We start from the raw sequence: 21107 nt of genomic DNA, 5'->3' as shown, positions 1-21107 counted from the left end.
CGTCGGCTTTCACCCAAGGCACGAACGAGGTGCGATGTCACATGAGTAATCCACAGGCCCGGCGAGAAGCGGTGCGCCCCGGCCCCGAATCCCCCTTGCGCGCCGGGGCGATGAGCATGCTGCCGTTTCTCGCGTCGGCCATCCCCATGGGCCTGGCCGGAGGCATCCTGGGGCCCGCCAACGGGCTGTCCGGCTGGGCCACGCTGGGGCTGGCGATGGCCGTCAACTCGGGCACCGCCCAGTTCATCGGATTCGCCATGATCGCGGGCCACTCCGGCGCGCTGGCCATCCTGCTGACAACCCTGATCCTCGGGCTCAGAATGCTGATCTACTCGACCATTCTGGTCCCGCACGTGCGGGAGGTCCCGCAGCGCTGGCGGGTGCTGCTCGGCTTCGGTCTGATCGACGCCGTCTTCTTCGTCGCCGTCGAGCGACTTAAGAAGGGCGAGCTCGGGGATCGCAAGCACCTGTTCTTCCTCGGTGCGTCCGGGATCATGTATGTCACCTGGATGCTGTGCACCCTGTTGGGCATGGCGCTGGGCAGTGCCGTACCGGACCTGGCGAATCTCGGTCTGGACTTCCCGATGACTGCCATGTTCGTGGCCATGCTGGCCGGTTCACTGACCAACTGGCGCGTGGGCGCGGCCGTCGTGAGCGCCGGTCTGACAGTCCTGCTCGGCCATGGTCTGCCCTACAACCTTGGCGTGGTGCTTGCCACCGTCATCGGAGCCGCGGTGGGCACCGCCTGCGAGTACCTCGAGAGGCGCTGGAACTTGGAGAGCTCTGCCACCAAGGAGCTCGTGGAGCCCTCGCCCGACGAGGACGAGGCAGAGCAAGTCGGCGGATCGCTGAGCGGGGACAAGGCGGCGAGCACGACCAAGACGAACGAGGAGAGTTTGGCATGACGATGGCACTGTTGATCCTGGGCATGGGCCTGTGCAGTTTCCTGCCGCGTTACCTGCCCCTGGTCCTACTCGCCGACCGTGAGATGCCCCCGCTGGCCAAGTCTCTGCTGGGCTACACGCCGCCGGCGGTGCTGGCCGCGCTGGTGGTCCCGGAGATGTTGATGCCCGGTGGGCATGCCATTCACCTGAGCATGTCGAATCCCTATCTCATCGGTGGCGGCGTGACCTTCGTCGCGGGTCTCTTCTCGAAGAAGTTCCTGCTGGTGACTGCGATCGGCATTACCGCCTTCTACCTGAGCCGCTGGTTGCTTGGCTGACCGCCTCCTCCGCAACGACAACGATCACCATGGAGTCGAATTGATCAACACCGGAACGTCCTCGCGTCCTCCGCTTCGAGTGGCGGTTGCACAGACCGTCGCCCGCCCGGGTGACACCATGCACAACGCGACCGAGGCAGCAGCGGCCATCACCCGCGCGTCGGATGCCGGGGTCCGGATAGTCCAGTTCCCTGAGCTCTCCCTCACCGGATACGAGCCCGGATGGCTTACGTCCCACCTGCCCGCGGGAGCCCTGACCCTGGACGGCCCAGAGCTGACCGTGGTTCGCGAGGCGTGCCGGGCCACTGGAGTGACCGCCATCGTCGGGGCGCCGACCCCAGCAGGTACGAAGTCGGCGATCTCTGCGATCGCTGTCGGCGGGAACGGTGAGATCCTGGCCGACTACCGCAAGAGCCGGCTCGAGGAGCATGAGCGACGCCTGTTCGTGCCGGGCACTGAGTGCCGCATGCTCACCGTGGACGGTTGGCGGCTGGCCATGGGCATTTGCTATGACGCCAGCTTCCCGGAGCACGCCAGGGCTGCGGCGCGCTCCGGCGCCGATGCCTATCTGTGCGGCGGTGCCTTTGTCCGGGGCGACTCCGATCACCGCCGGTCGGTGTATTTCCCCGCCCGCGCCCTGGAGAACACCTTCTACGTGCTGTTCTCCAACTTCGCTGGATCGCAGGGTCCGTGGGACTTCTGCGGCCGCAGCGCCGTCTACGGACCGGACGGCCGTGCCTTGGCGCAAGCCGGTACCCAGGAAGCGGAGCTCGTCGTGGTAGACCTCGACGATGCGGCCTTGGCCGAGACCCGTCGTGGCCTGACCATGCTCCGGGACCTCGCCCCCGCTGTGGCGGCGCCCCCGGCGCCGAGTATGTGTGTCGTATGACGGAGACGGGTGGCCTTTCGGCCGTTCCGTTCTCCGTGCCGACAGAGTTGAGCCGAGTGCCCGTTCCGCGAAGACCCGTCGCAGGACGCACGGTTGTCTGGCTTGTTGACACGGATCAGAGCTCCGAGGCCGCCGCCCGGCACGCGCCACAGCTGCTGAGTACCGACGAACGAGCCCGGGCCGGCTCCCTCCGTCGCCGCTCTGACCGCGAGGTGTATGTCACGGCTCATGTTGCTCTGCGCATCCTGCTGGGGCGTCTGCTGGAACGCCATCCGGGCGCTCTGCCGATGGAGAGGGAAGCCTGTCACGGGTGCGGAGCACCGCACGGCCGGCCGGTGGTGCGGTGTGGACAAACGCATTTCTCCCTCTCGCACAGCGGGCGCCTGATCCTGGTGGCCTTCGCCGTCGTACCGGTGGGAGTCGACATCGAGCAGACCGCGTCGAGCGGAGTAGTAGAAGAGGCTGGGAACACATTGCATCCCACCGAGTGCCAGGAGCTGGATGCGCTTCCCGAGTCGGGACGGCCTCAAGCGTTCACTGAAATTTGGACTCGCAAAGAGGCATATCTGAAGATGCTGGGCACCGGACTCCTGCGAGACACCCGCCTGGATTGTGTGGGAACAGGGCGGCCTGGGAGTACGAGTGGGATAAGCGATACAGGAGCTCAACTGACACCCGTAACAGTGCCGTCCGGATACGCGGCGGCTCTATGCGTTTCGACGTTGGCCTGAAGCGATTGTCGCGTCGACATGGGCGCGGTTCCGGCCGAGGCCGGAACCGCGCCCATTCAGGGGTACGGTGAGGCCACTGTGCTGACGCTTGTTCTGAGTGGTCGGCAGCGCCACCGCCTGGTCCGCAACCCTAACTGATCGTTTCAGAATGAGGTCCGCAGGCGGCGGAGGCATATGAGGCTGCAGGCCAGGTCGAGCAACCCATGGTGGAGGTCGGCGCGACGTTCGTAGCGGGTGCGGAGCCGTTTGAACTGGTGCAACCAGGCAAATGCGCGCTCGACCACCCAGCGGACCTTGCCCAGTCCGGAGCCGTGGGCTACGCCCCGTCGGGCGATCATGGGCTTGATGCCACGTTTCCACAGCAGGCGGCGATACTTGTCGAAGTCGTAACCCCGGTCGGCGTACAGGCGCCGGGGTTTGCGGCGAGGTCGTCCCCGAGCTCCCCGAATCGGCGGGACCGCGTCGAGCAGGGGCAGGAGCTGGGTGACGTCGTGTCGGTTGCCGCCCGTGAGCGTCACGGCGAGTGGGGTTCCGTGGCGGTCGACGATCAGGTGCTGCTTGGAGCCGGGGCGGGCGCGGTCGACGGGTGAGGGGCCGACGTGGTCCCCCCCTTTGAGGGCCCGGACATGCGATCCGTCCACGGAGCAGTCGTCCAGGTCCAGCAGGTCGGCGCGGCGAAGCTCGGTCAGCAGGGCGGCGTGCAGGCGTGGCCAGACGCCGGTCTCGGTCCAGTCCCGCAGTCGGCGTCAGGCCGTCACGCCGGAACAGCCCACAGTCTCCGCTGGGACGTCCCGCCAGGCGACACCGGTCCGCAGCACGAACAGGACGCCGGCGAGTGCTGTTCGGTCAGGAACACGCAACCGCCCGGGATGCCGGTGGCGCCGTTCGGGAGCGGGTGGCAGCAACGGGGCCACCCGCTTCCACAGGTCGTCCGGAACAAGATCAGCACGAACCCGGACACCTTGCCGACCGAGATCATCGAGTACAAGACCCGCGGCATCTCATCGTGATGTGAGCGCAGGATCTGGCGTCGTTCGCCAGATCGAGCGCTCAGCCTGAGGCGCCCTCCAGCGGAAGGTGGTCCCGGAAGTACTGCGAATCCAACCACTCCTCCTTCACGAAGAGCGGACGCGTCAGGCGCGCTGCCCCGACCTGCTGCGAGCGCAGAAGAACCCCCAGATCAGTCAGGGAAAGCGAGTCATCAGGCGTGTAGAGCAGACAGTTCCCATGCTCCGCAGCGTGGTCCAGCAGGAACTGCCGGCCCTGCTCCGGACCGCTTCCCGCCAGCGGGAAGCCAGACAGGAAGACTTGCGGACCGGCGACCGCATCCAGCGCAACACAGGCGAGCTTGCCCGCGTCGTAGAACGCTTTCACCCCATCCGGGAAGTCCTCCTGCGCAAACGGACCGCCAACCCGTTCCTGGGGTCCAGGAACCAAGAGTGCCTGGGCGACCTCGGCTGGAGACATCCCGAACTGCAACGGACCCACACCGGCTCCCGATCGCAGCTCCCAGCACTCCCGCCCCGCATCCACGCCCATCCATCCACCCCTACATTCCGACCAGTCCGGAGCAAGCCACATGCACAAGGCCATGGCCAAGATGCCAACTCACCTGCACAAGTGCCAACAGGGTCGCTGCCCTCGGGCGGAGTCATTCTGAAACGATCAGTAAACGGCCGTCTACGACGGCTGTTGTTCTGTTACGGATATGGCGCTCTTTTCGCCGTCGAGGACAACCGCAGCTTGGAGCAGCTCATACGCGTACCGTTCGGCTGCTCCTTGCAGTCGTGCGGATGAGGGGAGAAGCCACCACATCACGAGGCACCCCGCAGTGGCGACCAGGGCGAGGATGTTCACTGTGGTGACGGCAGGTTGGTGATCGATTTTGGCGAGCCACAGCATGTATGCCATAACGCCGAGTCCCACGCTGATCGCGATGGTTCGTGCGATCCACCGGATGCCGTAGACATTCCGTTGGAAGCCGTAGCTTCGGTTCTCGGCACGTACGAGAGGGAAGTTCTCGGCGTTCCGTGTGAGGTTGCGTAGCTGACCGACAGCAACCTCGATGGCTTCGTCAGCCTTCGCCGGGTTTCCATTCTCGCTACGGAGGTTGGGGAGGGCGATACCTGTCACAGACGACACGGCCTTCCGCCAGATCTCACGTTGCAGAGTATTCTGTCCCCCTTGTCGGAGGCGGAGCTTCTGGATGGTGGGCGATCCACCCCAGGACACCCAGAGCATCTCCTGGGCTTTGCGTCCTTGGTGGCGCACTATTTCGGCTAGGGCGACGGGGCCGCCGGCCAATGAGAGCGCCGTAACGACGGACACAACTACCGGCGCTTTGTTGAGTCCAAGGACTGCCAAAACTACGTTGATTGCCATGAGCGCGAGGAGCCCGGGTGCAAGACGGGCCCGGCGTTCGTAGTCATCGAGCCACAGCACGTTACGAGTCCCCTAGGTCTTCCACGGACGTGTGAAGCGGCTCAGGAGTGGATGTGCTGTACCCCAAGCGCTCTGGTGCGTTGTGACGGGAGCACTTCGACACTCCTTGCGTCAGATGCACGGGGTAGCCTCGCCGGAGGAAGGCGTTCGTCGTTTTCTTCGCGGGGTGCTTGTGCTCCGGGTTCTTCTTGGGGACGGACGCGAAGGCCGTCCCCACGCTGGTGGACTTTCCCTTGAATCCCAGCAGTCGATTGAGAATCGACGGACTGACGTTGCGTCGGCTGCCGTGGTGAGGTACTTGAATGAAACTCAGATCACCCGGTTGGAAGCCGTCCGCTTCCAGAACACCGAGGGCGTGACCGAGCGCGGGAACACCTGCATCTCCCGTGAACAGCAGCTTCCGCCCATCGACTTTCAGGAGGCAGATCGCGCTGGTGTTGTTCTTGGCGGTTGTCTCTGCGTTCTCGACCAGCGTCTCGATGTCAAGATCTTCGTAGACCGTTCCAGCGAGCATTTTTCGAAGGGTTGCTTCCAAGCTCGACTTGGATTCCAGGGCAGCGTTTGCCTCAACGATCTCTGCCAACAGCTCCCGGTAGTAGTCCTCGGTGGGACCGAGTATGCGGAGTACACCGTCTTCGCTTGTCCAATCGCGGAACGGTTCCTCGATAGGTACGCCCTGCGCCTTGGCGATTTCTTCAAGGTCGGTCGCCCCCTGAAGCGAGTCCCTCAGCTCCGTGCGCAGCGATCGAGCGTCGTAGGACAGGAGCATCTTGGCCCGTGCCATGTTCGCTGAATGACTCCAAGGCAAGTGCATGAGGAGCTTCTTGACGGTCAATTGCTCCAAGACGACCCGCAGCCCGTTGATGTGATCACGGTCCGGGTGCGTTGAAACGACAAGATCAACGACACCGGTCTTGTAGTAGTCGCGGATGTGCTGGACGAGGGCTTCCCCGTCGTCAAGGTAGCCGCCGTCGATCACCACCACGGTCTGGTCCTCGCGCGGACCGTAAAGGTTGCCATATCGAAGAGCGATGGCATCGCCACCGCTCGACTCATCCCCGACGGGGAGGAAATCGATCTCGTAGCCCATAGGGGACCCACCTGTCACACGTCGTTGTGTTCCTGGGGGAAGTCTGCCATCCAGGTGTGACAACGTGATGGGTGAGCAACCTGAGGCGAGTTTGCGTGCTTTGTCGCATTTCGCCGATGGATTGCGCCTCATGCTTCCTGCGGTACGAGAAGTGCTCGGGCAGCCCTTCGGGTCCTGAAAGGCTTGCGGGCTGACTGCAGCCGAAGCGGTAGAGCGGGATCGCTTGACCCGACGCGTCGACCGGAGCCCTGGCGTCCTCGTTTTCCCGGGGGTCCCTGCGGGAGATCGCCGGCAGGATCGGGCGGCGCGGAAGTTCACGGCGCACAGCGCATGAGTCTTACGCCTTGTCGCCCAGGGCGGACTCGGCTCGCCTTGCCGCATCGCGGGCGGCGAAGGTGGCGTTGACCGACCGAACCCGGCCGCACGCAGGTTGGTCGGGTTGCCGAATAGGTGCCGTACCGGGCGCAGAACGACCTCGCTCTCACTGTGCTTGCCGGTGACCGCGACCCCCTTGATGTCCATGTTCATGCCGAGCGCGAACAGAACCAGCGGCAGTCGACGCCGCAGCGCGGCCTCCCCGGTGGCGACCGAGGTGAACTCGAGGGTGAAGCCGGTGGCGAACTCGGCCTCCTTGAGGATGTTGATCAGGTTGATGCTGCCCCACCGGCGCTTGATCTCCGCCCTCAGTGCGACGAGGTTCTCCGGCTCCTCCCGCTTGCCCAGTGGAGACCTTGATCTACGGCTGGCCGTGCTTCTTGACGATGTCTACCCCGTTCGTGGTGCCCAGTTCCAGCGCAGTGCCGAAGCGGGTCAGGGCCTCGTGCAGCCGCTTCTGAAGGGCGTCGATGAACTTCGATGACGGTGTGGGTGTTGCGGGAAGCCATGCCACGCCAGATTGCCCGTGCCGAACCGACGTGCGACTGTGACGCTCATTTGACGCTCCGGGCGCCCGCTGACGCTCGTTCGGTGCCTGAAAGTTGCTCTGACCTGCTGTTTTATCGACTGCGTCCAGGTCGAGATGTTTCCGATGACGCACCACGTGGAGTGCGTGGCGATTCTGGAGCCGGTGAAGAAGGACGCGTGACCTGCGACTTTGTCGTAGTCGTCGGCTACTCGATCTGTTTTCGCCCGTCCAACGGATGAACGATGGCGATTGGCTGCGAAGGCCGCCTGACCCGGGGATTCAGGCGGCCTCAGCGACAGCGGCGCAAGCTGAGTCCGCGCGTTCCTCAGGCTACTGACGCTCGCATGACGCTCGTTCTGATGGGGTGTCAGTAGTGTGCGGGGCAGATCGCGGGCTTCGTGTGACGCTTGTCCGGTGCGCGGAACGCCGCGTCGTTGTTGAAGGACGGTCGGTGCAGACGAGGGCGGGTTGGTACGCCCGATACAGAAAGCTGCCGTCAGGCCGTGCGGCCTCAGATGTCCGGCATACCGGTGGTCGCCCACTCGTCGGCGAAGTGCTCCATCTGCTTCAGGACCAGCTTCACCGCCTCCGCGCGGCGGTCCGGCGGGTAGCCGTGGCGGGCCAGCAGGCGCTTGATGGCGCTGCGGAGACCGGCACGGACCGGCTCGCGGGCGATCCAGTCCGGCTTGAGCTTCTTCTGGACCTCCGCGACGAGATCGCGGGCGATGCTCGCCAGGATCTCGTCACCCATGAGTTCCTGAGCCGTGTCGTGCTCGGCCACGGCGTCGTAGAAGGCGAGCTCGCGCCGGTTCAGCGGAAGTACTCGGCGGCCCCGCCGGCGGCGTTGACGAACGCCTTCGCGGTCGGCTGCTCAAGACGTGCACGCCAGTTGAAGCCGCGCGCAGGATGCCGCTGAGGATGTCGTACTCGTTGCGCAGCTCGTCCAGCGCGCTCGTGCTGGACGCCCACGATCGGGGCCCAGTTCTTCAGGTCCGCGAGGGTTACCGCGCGCGAGACGCGCCAGGCCGGGAAGTTGGACAGTGCGGCGTGGTGGATCTTACCGGCGCTCACCAGGTCGTCGTGGAGGGGTGAGCGTCAGCCCGCGTTCGGCTGGGGTGCCGCGGCCAGGCTCTGCTTGACGTACCGGCTTGTGTCGTCGGCGAGAATCTCGGGCAGGCCCGTCTCGATGCCGTACAGGGCCTGAGCCGCGACGTCGGCGGCGGCGACCTTCTGGTCGGCGGGCACGCCGGCGGCCATGTCGGTGTCCATGTAGCCGACGTGCAGCGCCGAGACGGCGATGCCCCGGGGTGCCAGCTCTTCGCGAGTCGCGTCACTCAGCGCCCAGGCGGCGGCCTTGGACGCGGCGTAGGAGCCGAGGGCGGCCGGGTGGAACCAGGACAGGGCGGACAGGACGTTGAGTACGGCGCCGCCGCCGTTGCCCTCGATGACAGGGGTGAAGGCGCGGGTCGCGGCGAGCGGGCCGTAGAAGTTGGTCTCCATCTCCCGACGCACCTCATCGGTGTCGCCTCCGATCAGCGTCGCGCCGGTGGAGATGCCCGCGTTGTTGATCAGTAGGGTCGCATCCGACGCGATGCGGGCGGCCTCCCGCACCGATGCCTCGTCCGTCACGTCGAGGCGCAGTGGGACGGAGCCCGGCACATCGACGGTCTCGGGGCGGCGGGCCGCCGCGTACACCTTCGCGCCGCGCTCCACGAGCTGGGCGGCCAGGTGCCGCCCGAGGCCCCGGTTGGCGCCGGTGACGACCGCGACCGCGTTCTTCAGTTCCATGCCCACTCCTGGTCCACGGCGGGTGCCGTCGGGTCACCCGCACAATTTAGATTACGTAACCAATCTAAACACGGGTCTACGATAGATGCCAGTCGACATCCAAATGGGAGGGTGATCATGGGCCGCGTGTCGCAGGCGCAGGCGGAGGAGAACCGCAGGCGGGTGGTGGACACCGCCTCGCGGCTGTTCCGGGAGCAGGGCACTCAGGTGAGCGTCGCCGACCTGATGAAGGCGGCCGGCCTGACCCACGGCGCCTTCTACAAGCAGTTCGCTTCCAAGGAAGCGCTCGTCGACGAGGCCACCGCTCACGCCTTCGACGAGCTCGCCCGGGGTAACACCGCCGGGCTCGCGCAGTACGAAGGGCGGCGCGACGCCGCTCAGCGAGCGCTGATCGACGCCTACCTCTCCGTCGAACACCGCGACGACCCGGCGGACGGCTGCCCGGTCGCCGCGCTCGCCACGGACATCGCACGCGAAGGCGGGGGTCGAGAGGCCCGTCGTGTCTACACCCAGGGGGTGGCCGACTTCGCCGACTTCCTCGGCGGTGACGACCAGGACGGTATCGTTCGCCTCTGCACCCTGTTCGGTGCGCTGCTCCTGTCCCGGGCCACCAAGGGCTCCCCGCTCTCCGGGGAGATCCTCGCCGCCGCGCACGCGGCCTTGACCGAAGCAGGCTGATCACGGGCGCGGTGGCCGCGTCGTGGCAGCCGTCCGGTCCCCGGGGAAGTGGCGAGCCGGTCGTCATGACGCTCGTTCTGAAGCCCTCACGTAGGTAGGCGGCTGTGCCGCTCTGTCACCAGGTCCGTGCCGGCAACTGGTGTAACCATCGCGGATAGTTGCTGTTGTGGCGCCGGCTCGGCGGTGCTCCTCGCGTCAGGTGGATGAGTGCAACGCGCGTTGGAGGTCCACCCAGGAGCGGGAGTCGATCGCGCGACGGTGCTGCTGTCTACCAGGGCGTTTACCGCATTGTCAGCCCAACCGCCCTGTCTGTGAGGCAAGTTGGAGGGTGCTCACGTGTTTCCCCGCCCTCCCGGTCGACATCCGTTCACGGCCGAGAAGGTCACAGATCCGGATGCTTCGTCGCCACGTGGTAGTACCCCGAGTGGAACACCAGAGGGGCGCCGCCGTCGGCCTCGTACTCTTCGACCTCGCCGAGGAAGATGATGTGGTCGCCGGCGTCGACGCGTTGGACGGTGCGGCACTGGAAGCGGGCGACCGCGCCGTCCAGGAGGGGAGTGCCGGCGATTCCGGAAGTGGTGGGGGTGCCGCGGAACTTGTCGTCGGCCGGGGTGGCGAACTGGCGGGAGAGGTGGTGCTGGTCGGCGGCCAGCACGTGGACGGCGAAGTGCGAGGCGTCGGTGAAGTCCGGGAGGCTCGGGCTGTTCTTGCCGGGGCACCACAGGACGAGGGGCGGGTCCAGGGAGACGGAGGTGAAGGAGTTGGCGGTCATGCCGACGTTGCGGCCGTCGGGGGCGCGGGCCGTCACCACGGTCACGCCGGTGGCGTACTGGCCCAGCGCGCGGCGCAGTTCGCGGCCGTCGAAGCGGACGGCGTGCTGGACGCGTCTCTCGGCGAGGAAGCGGTGTGCCTCTGCCTCCTCGAACCACCAGCGGTAGAGCGTGCGCGGGTCGTCGAATCCGGCGGCGAGGGCGCCTGCGACCGAGGGGATCTCGGCCGCCGCCGTGAGGATGTCGCGGTGGTGGGGACTCAGGTCCGTGAGGAGGGAGTTGGTCCAGCCGACGTCCCATTGAGCCCAGCCGCGCCAGAAGTTGTCGAAGGTGCGCTGCATCCACTGCGGTGTGAACTCGGCCGTGCCGTGGCGGAGGATGCTTGCGAGGTAGTGGGTCGCGGCCTGGGCCGCGTTGTTCGAACCCTGGCCGGTGATGGGATCGTTGAGGACGACGGCGTCGGCCATGCCGAGGACGTGCCGGCCGGAGGCCAGACGCGCGACGGGGAGCCGGACGGTCGGCGTGAGCCTGCCGCGCAGAACGCCACCCTCGTCGGTGAGTCGGGCGTGCCGGCAGCGGTCGTACTCGTCGGGGAAGAACCGGTGGAGGATTTCCAGTGAGCGGGTGAGGTGTCCTTCGGGTGTACGGATGTCGTCCCAGCAGTCCATGGGACCGCCGGGGACACCTTCGAAGACCATGATCTCGCAGGGTCCGGTGGTGGTGAGGGCAGGGAAGGTGAAGTACTCGCCGACGCCGGGGACCATGCGGTAGTGGACGGCGGCCTCCCCCTCCCGTGGTGCCGTTCCCGTGACGTACGTCAGGGCCAGCGCACGGCGCGGCCGGTCGTACGGGGAGAGCTCGGCGTCGCGCGGGAAGAGCCGGCTCAGCTCGCCCTTGCCCGTGGAGACCACGACGAGATCGTGCGTACGGGCGTACCACTCGAGGTCCTCGACGCCCGCCTCGTGCAGCACGACCTCGCCGTGGCCACCGGCCGCGAACTGCTCAATCCACGCTGCACACTTGACCCGCTGGTCCACGGAGTGGGCGGGCCCTTCCAGCGGCGCGCGCCAGGAGATGTCCGGAGTGCCGTGCGGAGAGATGAGAGAGAACGCGATGCCGGAGATCTCCGGGGCCCGCTCCTCCCAGTGATGCAGGCCGAGTTCGCGCTCGCTCCGCATCGCGGTGTCGAACATGCACTGGCTGGACATGACCGGGCCGCGACGTATCTCGTCGGGGCCGCGGTCGGTGACCAGGGTGACGTCATAGCCGTGCGCCTGGAGCCCCAGGGCGAGTTGAGCACCCGCCTGCCCGGCACCGATCACCGCGATCCTTCTCATGTCCTGCCGTCCCGCTCTCGTTCCGTACGTCTCGCTGACGCGTCGCGTCTGTGCCTGACCCCGGTGGCTGCTCAGGCGCTGACCGCGGCCAGGTAGTTCTTCGCGGCGACCGGGTCCATGAACCAGTGGAAGAAGTCCCGCGGGTCGTCGAAGCCGTTCACGAAGCGGGCGGCGATACGGGAGTTGACGCTCGCCGCGCCGAAGAGCTCCAGAACGTGCTGCGGCGGGGCACCGAGCATCGCGTTGGTCCAGGTCGTGGCGTACTGGGCGTTGTCCCAGAAACGGCCGAAGGCCAGCTCCATGAACGCGGCGTCGTACGGGCGGTCGCCGTGGTCCAGGATGGCGGCGAGGTAGGAGGCCGCGCACTTCGAGGCGTTGTTCGAACCCTGGCCGGTGATCGGGTCGTTGAGGACGACCACGTCGGCGAGGCCGAGCACCTGCGCGCCGGACGGCAGCGTGGCGACGGGTCCCCGGACGGTCGGCGCGAAGCGGCCCGCGAGGGTGCCGCCCGCGTCGGTGAGCGCGATGTCGGTGCACCGCTCGGCCTCCCACGGGACGTACGCCCGCAGCAGTTCCTGGAACTTCGCCAGCACCTGGTCGGGGGTGAGCCCGTCGAAGCAGTCGAGCGGGCCGCCCGGGATGCCCTCGAAGAACATGATGTCGCAGGGGCCGCTGGTGGTGAGGCTGGGCATGGTGAAGTACTCGCCCACACCGGGGATGACGTTGAAGCTGACGCCGGGGCGGTCGGGCAGCGGCGCCATGCCGGTGACGTACGCCAGGGCCAGCGCGCGCTGCGGAGCGTCGTACGGGGAACGCCGGTCGTCCCGCTGGAACAGTCCGGCGATCTCGCCCTTGCCGGCCGCGACGATCACCAGGTCGGATTCGGCGGCGTAGCGCTCCAGGTCCTCGACGCCGGCCTCGTGGATGTCCAGACGGCCGCCACGGCGCGCGAACTCGCCCATCCAGATCGGCATCTTGACGCGCTGGTCGACCGAGCGGGCGGTGGCGTCGAGGCGGGCGCCGAAGGAGAGCGCCCGGCCGCCCTGGCCGTCGGCGATGTTCACACCGAGCCCGGCGATCGGCGGGCAGGCGTCGCCCCAGAAGTCGAGGCCGAGGTCGCGCTCGTGGGCCAGCGCGGTGCCGAACATGGCCTGGCTGGACATGACCCGGCCCTCGCGGATCTGGTCTCCGGTGCGGTTGGACACGATCGTGACGTCGTAACCGTGGCCGAGCAGACCGATACCGAGCTGGAGGCCGGCCTGGCCGGCTCCGACAATGGTGATCTTGCGCATGAGGGGGGACCTCCGGGGGTAGGGGTTGTGCGGCTTCGAGCCGTGCCGTGCGGTGCCGTCGGGTCACCTGTGGGACCGGGGGATGGGGCCCGGGTCACCCGGCCTGCTGAAGGGGCGGGTCCGGCCGACTCGGTGGGGCGGGGCCGGCAGGGGCAAGGGCGTGGCGACGTACGGGGTACGGCCCGGCACTCCCTGCATCGTTGATCCCCTGGTTCTTTCTCCGAGGCGGTCGGGCATCAACCTTGGTATGGAAAGATCATCTTTGCTATCCGGATCACGCGGGTTGCTGTCCTGATCGCGCATCTCGGCGGTGGAGGTTCACATGTCCGCTGAAGAGCTCCCCCTCGCAAACCATGAGCGGTTCCATACGGCCGACATCTGGGAGGCGCGGGCAGAGGTCGGCCGCGCCTTCTGTCCGCATGAGCTGCGCATCACGCAGCGCTCGGCGACGCTCGACGCCCGACTGCACGGCGCGCCCTTCGACCGGACGGGCCTGTACTACCTCGACTACGGAACGGAAGTCCGGATCACGCCGGGCGACCTGGAGAGCTTCTTCCTCGTCCAGATCCCGCTCGCCGGTCACGCCGAAATCACCTGCGGCCGCGAGGAGATCATCTCCACGCCCGAACTCGCTTCCGTCCCCTCTCCGGCCGGAAAGCTGGACATGCGCTGGAGCGGGGGCAATCCGCAGTTGATCGTGTGGTTCGACCGGTCGTCCCTGGAATCGCACCTGGGAAGTCTGCTCGGGCGCACCGTGCGCCGCCCGATCTCCTTCTCGCTCGGCATGGACCTCACCACATCGGGCTCGCGCTCCTGGCTCAACATCGTCGACCTCATGCGCCGGGAGGCGGAAGGGTCCGGCGGCATGACGAGCCAGCCCATCGTGACGAAACAGCTTGAATCACTGCTCATGACCCAGTTGTTGATGGCCCAGCCCCACACCTACACGCCGGCGCTGCTCGGCGAGCAACCGCGCGTCGCACCGCCCGCGGTCCGCCGTGCCATGGAGATCATCGAAGGCCACGCCGCCGAGCCGCTCACGGTCGCCGAGATCGCGGAATGCGTCGGCGTCGGCGTCCGGGCCCTTCAGGAAGGCTTCCGCCGACACCTCGACACGACACCGCTCGCGTACCTGCGCGAGGTCCGCCTGGACCGCGTACGCAAGGAACTCCTGGCCTCCGACCCGGGTGCCACGACCGTCACCGCCGTCGCGTACCGCTGGGGCTTCCTGCACCCGGGCCGCTTCTCCCTCGCGTACCGCCGGCAGTTCGGGGAGCCGCCTTCGAAGACGTTGCGGTCGTAGGGGGCATGCGTGTAGCTGGGGCCAGGCTGACGGCTACGGGTGACGGCCTCACGGAAGCCGGTGGGTACGGGCGAGGTAGACAGTGTTGGCCGCCTCGCGTTCCTGCAGTGGATTGTCGAAGGCGATGACCTCGGCCCGCGCCTCGGCGAAGGCTTGGGTGAGCGCCGCGAGGAACTCCTCGTCGGGCCGGTCGTTGGACCAGAGTGCGAACACCCCGCCGGGGTGCAGGTGTTCGCTGAGGCGCCGCAGGCCGTCGAGTTGGTAGAAGCCGACGTTGTCAGGGTGCAGCAGGTGGCGCGGCGAGTGGTCGATGTCGACGATGACCGCGTGGAACCGGCGCCCGGGGGCGAGGGGGTCAAGGCCCGTTGTGGACTGGGCCATTGAGAAGAAATCACCGTGCGCCAGCCGGCACCGCGGGTCCGCCGCGAGCCCGCCGGGGATCAGCCCGCGCTCATGCCAGTCGATCACTGCGTCGAGCATGTCGATGACGACGAGCGAGCCCACGTCAGGGTTCTTCAGCACCGCCTCGGCGGTGTAGCCGAGGCCCAGGCCGCCCACGGCCACGTCGAGTCCGGGGGTGGATGGGCAGGTGGTGAGTTCCGCCAGGGCGAGGTCGGCCAACTTCACCTCGGCGACCGTGAAGAGGCTGGACATCAGGAACTCGTCGTTGAGCTTGATCTCGTAGACCGGTTCGGCGACACCGGGGTAGCTGCGCCGCCGGAGGGCGAGCTCGCCCAACGGCGTTTCCCGCCAGTCGAGTTCTTCGAAGCGTGCGCTCACCGGAGCACTCCCCGTCTTTTGGTTCGAGACATGCGATTGCGGTCCGCGGGCTTCTTCGGCTTCCCGTCGGCCCGCTGTGCTCGTCCGAGAGATGACACCGTGCACTTCACAGCTGCGCCGGCGACGGACGGGCGGTCGCCGGCGCAGTGTATACAGCCCACCCTCGGCCGAACGGGTACGCCACGGCCGGCCCTGCGCTGCCTGCACCTGAGAGGGAAACTCTGGCCGGCTCCAGCCATACACCAATCTGGTACATACGCTACTCTAAGTACATGTCCATGAAGCGAACCAACGTGTACGCCGACCCGGAAGACCTCGCGATCATCAAAGAGGCCGCGAAGCGGCGCGGTATCAGCGAGGCAGAGATCATCCGCCAGGGCATCCACCTCGCGGCCATGGCCAACCGGGTCTGGGACGAGCCCCTCTTCTCGCGCACCTTCGAGGGGCGCGGTCGCACCCCGGGCAAGCGCGACGTGCGTGACACCGTTGCCGACGCGGTACGCCGCGAGAGCGGGAGTGGAACCGCCGCGTGATCATCGTCATCGCGGATACCTCCGGGCTCCTCGCGGCGCTCGACTCCGCCCATCCAGAACACCGGGCGTCGAACGAAGCGATCATGGCTGCGGGGCTCCTGGTGATGTCCCCGCTGCTGCTTGCTGAGATCGACCACGTCGCCACGCGTGAACTCGGCCGTGATGCGGCGCTCAGCGCGGTCGATGACATCCGGCACTGGATGCGTCGAGGCCGTATCGTCGTGCCCGAGATCACGGAAGATCACCTCGGGGCCGCCCAGTTCGTGCGCGCCCGCTACCGCGATCTCGGCTTGGATCTGGCGGACGCGGTGAATGTGGCCCTCGCCGCCGACCACGACACTGACGCCGTCCTCACCCTCGATCGTCGCGACTTCCGCGCAGTGCGTCCGCTCGGTCGGCACAAGGCGTTCCGGGTGCTGCCCGACGATCTTCCGCTCTGATGTCGCGGGGTCCGGTCGTGTCGTGGTTTCCGTCGGTCGTGACGCTCGTCTGACGATCCAAGGTCCCGCGGGGCGCCAGCAGGCCAAGGAAAACCTCGTTGACCTGCGCTTTCCTGGATGCGACTCCGGCTGACGTGTTCTCGATGACGCATCATGTGGAGTGCGTGGCGATTCTGGAGCCGGTCAAGTAAGGCGCCTCACCTGTGGTTCGCCGCCGTCCAACGCTGCTCGCTCCGTGGCGCGTTGGACGGCGGCGTCCGTCTGCGTGGGGTGGAGTTGTGGTCGGGGCGCGGTCATCGCTGGATCGAGGACGGTCATCTCTCCCGCCATCCCACCCTGCCGAGGGCATACCAGCGTGCCGGAGGTGTCCTCCACGGGTCGAGATGCGGCCATCGACCTGGGCTGCATATCCTCTTAGGGGTCCGGGCGGAGCCGCCCGGGGTGTGGCCGTGCAGGCCCGCACATCGCCCAGTGAAGAGGGCGTGTCCCGCAAGTCGCCTTCGTGGCGCTCACACCTCCATCGGAGGGAGTTGCGATGAGGCTCATCCGCATGAACAAGGTCAGGTTCACCGGAGCCGCTCTGGCTGCCATCCCGCTCGCGCTCGGTGCTCTCACAGCCCAGAGCAGCGCGCAGGAGGCGTCTCCCAGCCCCACGGGAACGTCGGGAACCTTCGGCTCGGGCTGTTCGGCGCTCTCGCAGAACGTCGACACGGCCAAGGACAAGGTCGTGGACGCCGCAGCCGCGTACCCGCAGCTCAGCCAGCTCGTCTCGGCGGCGGTCCGGGCGCATCTCACCGACACCCTGAACGACAAGCCCGCCATCACCGTCTTCGCGCCCAACAACGAGGCCTTCAAGAAGGTGACCGCATCCCAGCTCTCCTCACTCCTCAGCAACGAGGGGCAGCTGAAGAAGGTGCTCACCTACCACGTCGTGGACAAGGAGATAAAGCCGGACCAACTGTCCGACGGCTCCTTCACCACGGTGGAGGGCGGCAAGCTCACCACGTCCGGCTCGGGCACCGACTTCAAGGTCGACGGCAAGGCGAACATCGTCTGCGGCAACATCAAGGCGGCGAACGCCACCATCTACGTCATCGACTCGGTCCTCCAGCCCCCGTCCTGACCCGCCCTCCGTTCTCGCTTCACGTGACGAGGCACGGCGACGCACGCACATGCGGCCGCCGTGCCTCGTCAACGTCCTGCCTGGGGCTTTTCCCCTCGCGTCCGATCTTCCTTGGTCAATATCCCGCCTTCATGGGGGAGTCGGCGCACGATGTGCCGGTTGAGGACTTGAGCAAGTCGACGGCACGGTGGATATGGTGGTGGCGAGCCCGGATGGACTTGGGGGAAATCGGTGACGTTCGAGCAAGAATGGGCCGAGATGCGAGCGGCGGCGTCCCAGCGGACCGCCACGCAACTCAACAGCGTTCCGGCCGAGGGTGGCGGTGGCGGGTACGACCTGGTGGTCGATCGGGACGATCTCGGCGCTGTCGGTAATGACGCCTATGACCTGCTGGGGCGGCTGGGGAAGGACGGCGACATCGCCCGTTCCTCCACGTTCGACGCGGCGACGGCGCTGACCAACGGGAATTTTGCGAGCGGTTCGGCCGTGCTGAAGGTGCATGACTTCTGGCAGACGCATCTGAAGACGCTGCTGGACTCCTGCGCGCAGATCTCGAATCACCTCGATTACAGCAAGGCCCGGCACGCCGAGGACGAAGTGAAGATCGAGGGAGAGCTGACGCGGATCTCCGTGCTCACGGAATACATGAAATAGAGCTCGGGGGAGCGCGCGACATGCTGAAGTACGAGGACATCATCGATGCCCCGGTGGCGAAGCTGAAGGCCGCTGCCGACGACTGGTCCGAGATGGCGGGGAAACTGGACAAGCTCGCCGACGACGCCGCCCGCGGGATGAAGGCCAAGGCGGACAAGGCGGACTGGGAGGGCATCAACGCAGGGGTCACCAAAACCTTCATCGGCAAGACGGTCAAGGAGTTCGAGGACGCCGCGGCCGAGGCCAAGGGTGTGAAGCTGATCCTGGAGGACGGTCACGCGGCCATCAAGAAGGCCAAGGACGACCTCGTCAACATCCGGGACCACGAGGGGCCCGCGGCCGGCGTCCACGTGGACGGCAAGGGCAAGGTCACGGCGCGGAAGCCGTTGTCCGAGTTCCCCATGGCGCATCACGACCCCGACTACAGAGAGCTCCTGCAGCAGGAGAAGCGGAACATCGAGTCGTGGCAGAAGAGGATCGACCTCATCGTCGACAACTGCAACGACACCGACCTCGCCCTCAAGAACGCCCTCGAAGCCAACGTCACCGGCCGCAAGGACTTCAGCGCTCCCACGTACACGAAGCTGGACCAGGAGGAGGCCGCACGCGCCGCCGCTCTGGCCGGCAAGGGGCGAGAGCTGACCCACGCCGAACTCCAGCAACTCAACGAGTTGTTGAAGGACAACAGCTCGTCGCAGGAGTTCGCCAAGGGCTTCTACGGGAAGCTCGGCCCCGAGAAGTCGCTCGCGTTCTTCGGGCAGCTCTCCACGGACACGTACGAATACGGGAAGGTCGACCCGGAGCGACTCAAGGACGTCCAGGAACTTCAGAAGAACCTCGGCCTCAACCTGGCCACGGCCTCCCACGACAAGGCGTTCAGTGACCAGTGGGGTCCTGAACTGCGCAAGTTGGGTACGGAGCGGATTCCGCTGGCCAAGCACGACTACGGCGGCCCGTTCGGGTACCAACTGCTCGGCGGCATCATGCGGAACGGGAACTACGACGCGAAGTTCCTCAACCCGATCGCCGAACACGTGGCACAGCTGCACCAGAAGGACCCCTACATGTTCGCCGAGAACAAGGTGGTGAACAGCCCGTTCAAGAACCCGTTCAACCCCTCCGGCGTGAACGGAGCCGGGTACGACCCGGCCACCGCCATGCTCGAGGCGCTCGGCCACAGTCCTGAAGCGGCGAAGCACTTCTTCTCCGATCCGCCGACCGCGTACAACGAGGACGGCACGGTCCACCGCGGTGCCACGGCCGACCTCGGGAAGAACAAGGACGGCGAGGTGATCGGCAACTACCTCGATCTCTTCGGCAACGAGAAGTGGGAGTCCTTCCCCGACGTCAACTCGCTCGACGAAAAAGAGCTCAAGGCGTCGCTCGACCAGATGCCCGACGCCCTCGGTCATGCCCTGGAGGCGGCCACCCTCGGCTATCCGGCGGGGCACCCGGACGGCCATGTGGTGCGGGACGCGGACAACGCCGCGATCATGCAGAAGGTCATGGAGAAGTACGCCGCGGAACCGGACCTGCTCAAGGAGCACCAGTCGGCAATGGCCGACAGCCTGGGGGTCATGGGAGCCGGCTACATCGACGACATCAACTGGGCGCTCGACAGGAACGATCCGGGTAGCGTCTTCGCTCCAGGAAGGAATCCGGACGGGCACGTCGACTTCGCGGACACCCTGGACGGGAACGGGCGGAGCGTCGTGCGGGGATTCCTCAGCACCCTCGGTCAGCATCCGGACGCCTACGCGACGGTCTCGGCTGCGGAGCAGGTTTATACCCGCAGTGCGCTGGAAGAGACAGTGGGCGCGGACGGGAGAATCAGCGAGGGTGCCGCGAGGGCCACCGCGCGTACGGGCGCAGAGGTGCAGGGCATGCTCGACCAGTCCCGCGCCGACCAGGTGGAGGCGACGAACCTCAAGACCCACGAGGACTACGAGAAGGCCGTCGCCAAGCGCGCCGGCTGGGTCGAGTTCGGGGCCACGGCCGGCATCGCGGCGGGTGTCGCCTTCCTGCCTGCCACCGCGGCCGTGGGCGCCGCCGCGGTGCTCGTCCCATTGGCGACTGACACGGCTAGCGGTGCTGCCGAGCAGGTCGTCGGGCAAATCATCGGCGATGTCGCCGACAGTTCGGTGGACGAGCACAAGGAGAAGATGGAGGACCTCAACGAGGAGGAGAGGATCAAAATCTACTCCGCCGGTGAAAGCATGGCCGAGACGCCTGCGCGGGAGTTCTTGATTCGCCATGGGGTGGTCGATGGCCAATTCAGGGAGGACCTGCTCGAATCGATGCTGATCGGCTACGGAGTCGGCAACGACCGACAGAGGCAGCAGGGCAACGACCCGGAGACCGGCTGATGACGGACGCCCGAGGACATGTGAGGATGCGGACAGTGTTCGATGGTAGGTCGGTACGCGGGGGACTGCTCGCCGCTGCCACAGCAGGCTCGTTGCTTCTCGGCGTCACGGGTTGCGGTGGGGGCGAAGACAATGATGGCCTTCCGAAGGACTACAAGGTTGTTTCCGGGACACAACTCTGCGGTGGCAACGCCATCTCCGCCGAGGCGTCCAGGGCCCTCAAGGTGATCACGGGGTCGTCGCGCTTCGAGGCGTCGTCAGCCAAGTACACCGTCGCGCAGGCCGCGTCGGACCTTGTCCAGGTGTTCCCGACCGTCACCGACGGCAACGCCTGTCGTATCTTCACTCCGATCGGAACACGGAGTTTTCAGCTCAGAATCACCTGGAGTCTGGTGAGCGGCGCCCCTACGAGTGCGCCGGCCTCGAAGTTCACCGTGCTGAAGATGGGTGAGCGGACCGTGACCGCGACGGAAAAGGCGTACGTCTTCTTCGCATGCCGAAGTCCTAGGTTGCTCGACTCGACCAACGTGGCCCACATCGCACTCCGTGTGGAGTACTGGGGCATGCCGAAGGACCCCCAGGACAACGTGGAAGCGCTGAAGAACGCCTACGCCACCGTAGCCCACTCCTACTCCCTGGCCATGGCCAAGGAGCTCCGCTGCGAGAAGAACGGCGGGCTCCCCGCCAAGCCCGTGCTGGAGCCGGCGTAGCCGGTCTCCGTGTCCCCGAGGCGGCTCAACTGTGCACTCCGGGGTAACCAATATC

Annotated in this window: 22 protein-coding genes and 1 pseudogene; 12 read left to right on the top strand and 11 right to left on the bottom strand. The window is 66.7% G+C overall.

Features of this window, described 5'->3' with window-relative positions:
- Positions 1–41 precede the first annotated feature (41 nt).
- The 4 genes from HEK131_RS21640 (at position 42) to HEK131_RS30350 (ending at position 2842) form a co-directional block, all read left to right on the top strand.
- Positions 42–905, top strand: coding sequence for an AzlC family ABC transporter permease (locus HEK131_RS21640; protein ID WP_244336642.1), 864 nt, complete (start codon positions 42–44; stop codon positions 903–905).
- Positions 902–1222, top strand: coding sequence for an AzlD domain-containing protein (locus HEK131_RS21635; protein ID WP_244336641.1), 321 nt, complete (start codon positions 902–904; stop codon positions 1220–1222). Before HEK131_RS21640 ends, HEK131_RS21635 begins: the two co-directional genes overlap by 4 nt.
- A 79-nt stretch (positions 1223–1301) precedes the next feature.
- On the top strand, positions 1302–2111 hold the full coding sequence (locus HEK131_RS21630) for a carbon-nitrogen hydrolase family protein (protein ID WP_279614290.1): 810 nt from the start codon (positions 1302–1304) through the stop codon (positions 2109–2111).
- On the top strand, positions 2108–2842 hold the full coding sequence (locus HEK131_RS30350; protein ID WP_432215659.1) for a 4'-phosphopantetheinyl transferase family protein: 735 nt from the start codon (positions 2108–2110) through the stop codon (positions 2840–2842). The genes HEK131_RS21630 and HEK131_RS30350 overlap by 4 nt, the downstream gene beginning before the upstream one ends.
- A 143-nt stretch (positions 2843–2985) precedes the next feature.
- On the opposite strand, the pseudogene HEK131_RS21625 reads toward HEK131_RS30350, so the two are convergent.
- From HEK131_RS21625 to HEK131_RS21590, 8 genes and pseudogenes are all read right to left on the bottom strand, one after another.
- A pseudogene (locus HEK131_RS21625) lies at positions 2986–3768 on the bottom strand (IS5 family transposase).
- A 124-nt stretch (positions 3769–3892) separates the two neighbouring features.
- Entirely contained in the window at positions 3893–4216 is a 324-nt protein-coding gene (locus HEK131_RS21620; protein ID WP_244336637.1) for a hypothetical protein, read from the bottom strand.
- 306 nt (positions 4217–4522) lie between these two features.
- A complete protein-coding gene (locus HEK131_RS21615; protein ID WP_244336636.1) occupies positions 4523–5284 on the bottom strand; it encodes a hypothetical protein in 762 nt (253 codons plus the stop codon).
- Position 5285: 1 nt separating this feature from the next.
- A complete protein-coding gene (locus HEK131_RS21610) occupies positions 5286–6374 on the bottom strand; it encodes a ComEC/Rec2 family competence protein (RefSeq protein ID WP_244336634.1) in 1089 nt (362 codons plus the stop codon).
- Between the two features lie 736 nt (positions 6375–7110).
- Complete coding sequence (locus HEK131_RS21605) at positions 7111–7263, bottom strand: hypothetical protein (RefSeq protein WP_244336632.1); 153 nt, start codon at positions 7261–7263, stop codon at positions 7111–7113.
- A gap of 526 nt (positions 7264–7789) precedes the next feature.
- Complete coding sequence (locus tag HEK131_RS21600; RefSeq protein ID WP_244452098.1) at positions 7790–8092, bottom strand: type I restriction enzyme endonuclease domain-containing protein; 303 nt, start codon at positions 8090–8092, stop codon at positions 7790–7792.
- Positions 8089–8349, bottom strand: coding sequence for a hypothetical protein (locus HEK131_RS21595; RefSeq protein WP_244336630.1), 261 nt, complete (start codon positions 8347–8349; stop codon positions 8089–8091). Before HEK131_RS21595 ends, HEK131_RS21600 begins: the two co-directional genes overlap by 4 nt.
- A 24-nt stretch (positions 8350–8373) precedes the next feature.
- Positions 8374–9066: an SDR family oxidoreductase gene (locus HEK131_RS21590; protein WP_244336628.1), complete on the bottom strand. Its 693-nt coding sequence runs from the start codon at positions 9064–9066 to the stop codon at positions 8374–8376.
- Between the two features lie 117 nt (positions 9067–9183).
- Between HEK131_RS21590 and HEK131_RS21585 the strand changes: the two genes are divergently transcribed.
- Positions 9184–9744 carry a TetR/AcrR family transcriptional regulator gene (locus tag HEK131_RS21585; RefSeq protein WP_244336626.1) on the top strand — a complete coding sequence of 187 codons (561 nt, stop codon included), beginning with the start codon at positions 9184–9186 and terminating at the stop codon, positions 9742–9744.
- Between the two features lie 382 nt (positions 9745–10126).
- Here the strand turns inward: HEK131_RS21585 and HEK131_RS21580 are convergent, their stop codons facing one another.
- Together HEK131_RS21580 and HEK131_RS21575 are read right to left on the bottom strand one after the other, a co-directional pair.
- Positions 10127–11851, bottom strand: coding sequence for a styrene monooxygenase/indole monooxygenase family protein (locus tag HEK131_RS21580; protein WP_244336624.1), 1725 nt, complete (start codon positions 11849–11851; stop codon positions 10127–10129).
- A 71-nt stretch (positions 11852–11922) separates the two neighbouring features.
- Positions 11923–13143 carry a styrene monooxygenase/indole monooxygenase family protein gene (locus tag HEK131_RS21575; protein WP_244336622.1) on the bottom strand — a complete coding sequence of 407 codons (1221 nt, stop codon included), beginning with the start codon at positions 13141–13143 and terminating at the stop codon, positions 11923–11925.
- Between the two features lie 322 nt (positions 13144–13465).
- On the opposite strand from HEK131_RS21575, the gene HEK131_RS21570 reads away from it, so the two are divergent.
- Positions 13466–14446 carry an AraC family transcriptional regulator gene (locus HEK131_RS21570; RefSeq protein ID WP_244336621.1) on the top strand — a complete coding sequence of 327 codons (981 nt, stop codon included), beginning with the start codon at positions 13466–13468 and terminating at the stop codon, positions 14444–14446.
- Between the two features lie 48 nt (positions 14447–14494).
- Here the strand turns inward: HEK131_RS21570 and HEK131_RS21565 are convergent, their stop codons facing one another.
- Entirely contained in the window at positions 14495–15226 is a 732-nt protein-coding gene (locus HEK131_RS21565; protein WP_244336620.1) for a spermidine synthase, read from the bottom strand.
- Positions 15227–15498: 272 nt separating this feature from the next.
- On the opposite strand from HEK131_RS21565, the gene HEK131_RS21560 reads away from it, so the two are divergent.
- The 6 genes from HEK131_RS21560 to HEK131_RS21535 all read left to right on the top strand — a co-directional run bounded on the left by HEK131_RS21560 (position 15499) and on the right by HEK131_RS21535 (position 21052).
- Positions 15499–15759 (top strand): CopG family transcriptional regulator, encoded by a 261-nt coding sequence (locus HEK131_RS21560; RefSeq protein WP_244336619.1) that lies wholly within the window; start codon positions 15499–15501, stop codon positions 15757–15759.
- Positions 15756–16199 (top strand): PIN domain-containing protein, encoded by a 444-nt coding sequence (locus HEK131_RS21555; protein WP_244336618.1) that lies wholly within the window; start codon positions 15756–15758, stop codon positions 16197–16199. The genes HEK131_RS21560 and HEK131_RS21555 overlap by 4 nt, the downstream gene beginning before the upstream one ends.
- A gap of 550 nt (positions 16200–16749) precedes the next feature.
- The gene (locus HEK131_RS21550; protein WP_244336617.1) at positions 16750–17322 is read left to right on the top strand and encodes a fasciclin domain-containing protein; all 573 of its coding nucleotides are present in this window, start codon (positions 16750–16752) and stop codon (positions 17320–17322) included.
- A gap of 231 nt (positions 17323–17553) precedes the next feature.
- Positions 17554–17976 carry a hypothetical protein gene (locus tag HEK131_RS21545; RefSeq protein WP_244336616.1) on the top strand — a complete coding sequence of 141 codons (423 nt, stop codon included), beginning with the start codon at positions 17554–17556 and terminating at the stop codon, positions 17974–17976.
- A 20-nt stretch (positions 17977–17996) separates the two neighbouring features.
- Positions 17997–20342 carry a hypothetical protein gene (locus HEK131_RS21540; protein WP_244336615.1) on the top strand — a complete coding sequence of 782 codons (2346 nt, stop codon included), beginning with the start codon at positions 17997–17999 and terminating at the stop codon, positions 20340–20342.
- Complete coding sequence (locus HEK131_RS21535; RefSeq protein WP_244336614.1) at positions 20342–21052, top strand: hypothetical protein; 711 nt, start codon at positions 20342–20344, stop codon at positions 21050–21052. The genes HEK131_RS21540 and HEK131_RS21535 overlap by 1 nt, the downstream gene beginning before the upstream one ends.
- Positions 21053–21107 lie beyond the last annotated feature (55 nt).

Source organism: Streptomyces seoulensis (assembly GCF_022846655.1).
Classification (GTDB): domain Bacteria; phylum Actinomycetota; class Actinomycetes; order Streptomycetales; family Streptomycetaceae; genus Streptomyces.
This window is presented reverse-complemented; position numbering and strand designations above follow the sequence as displayed.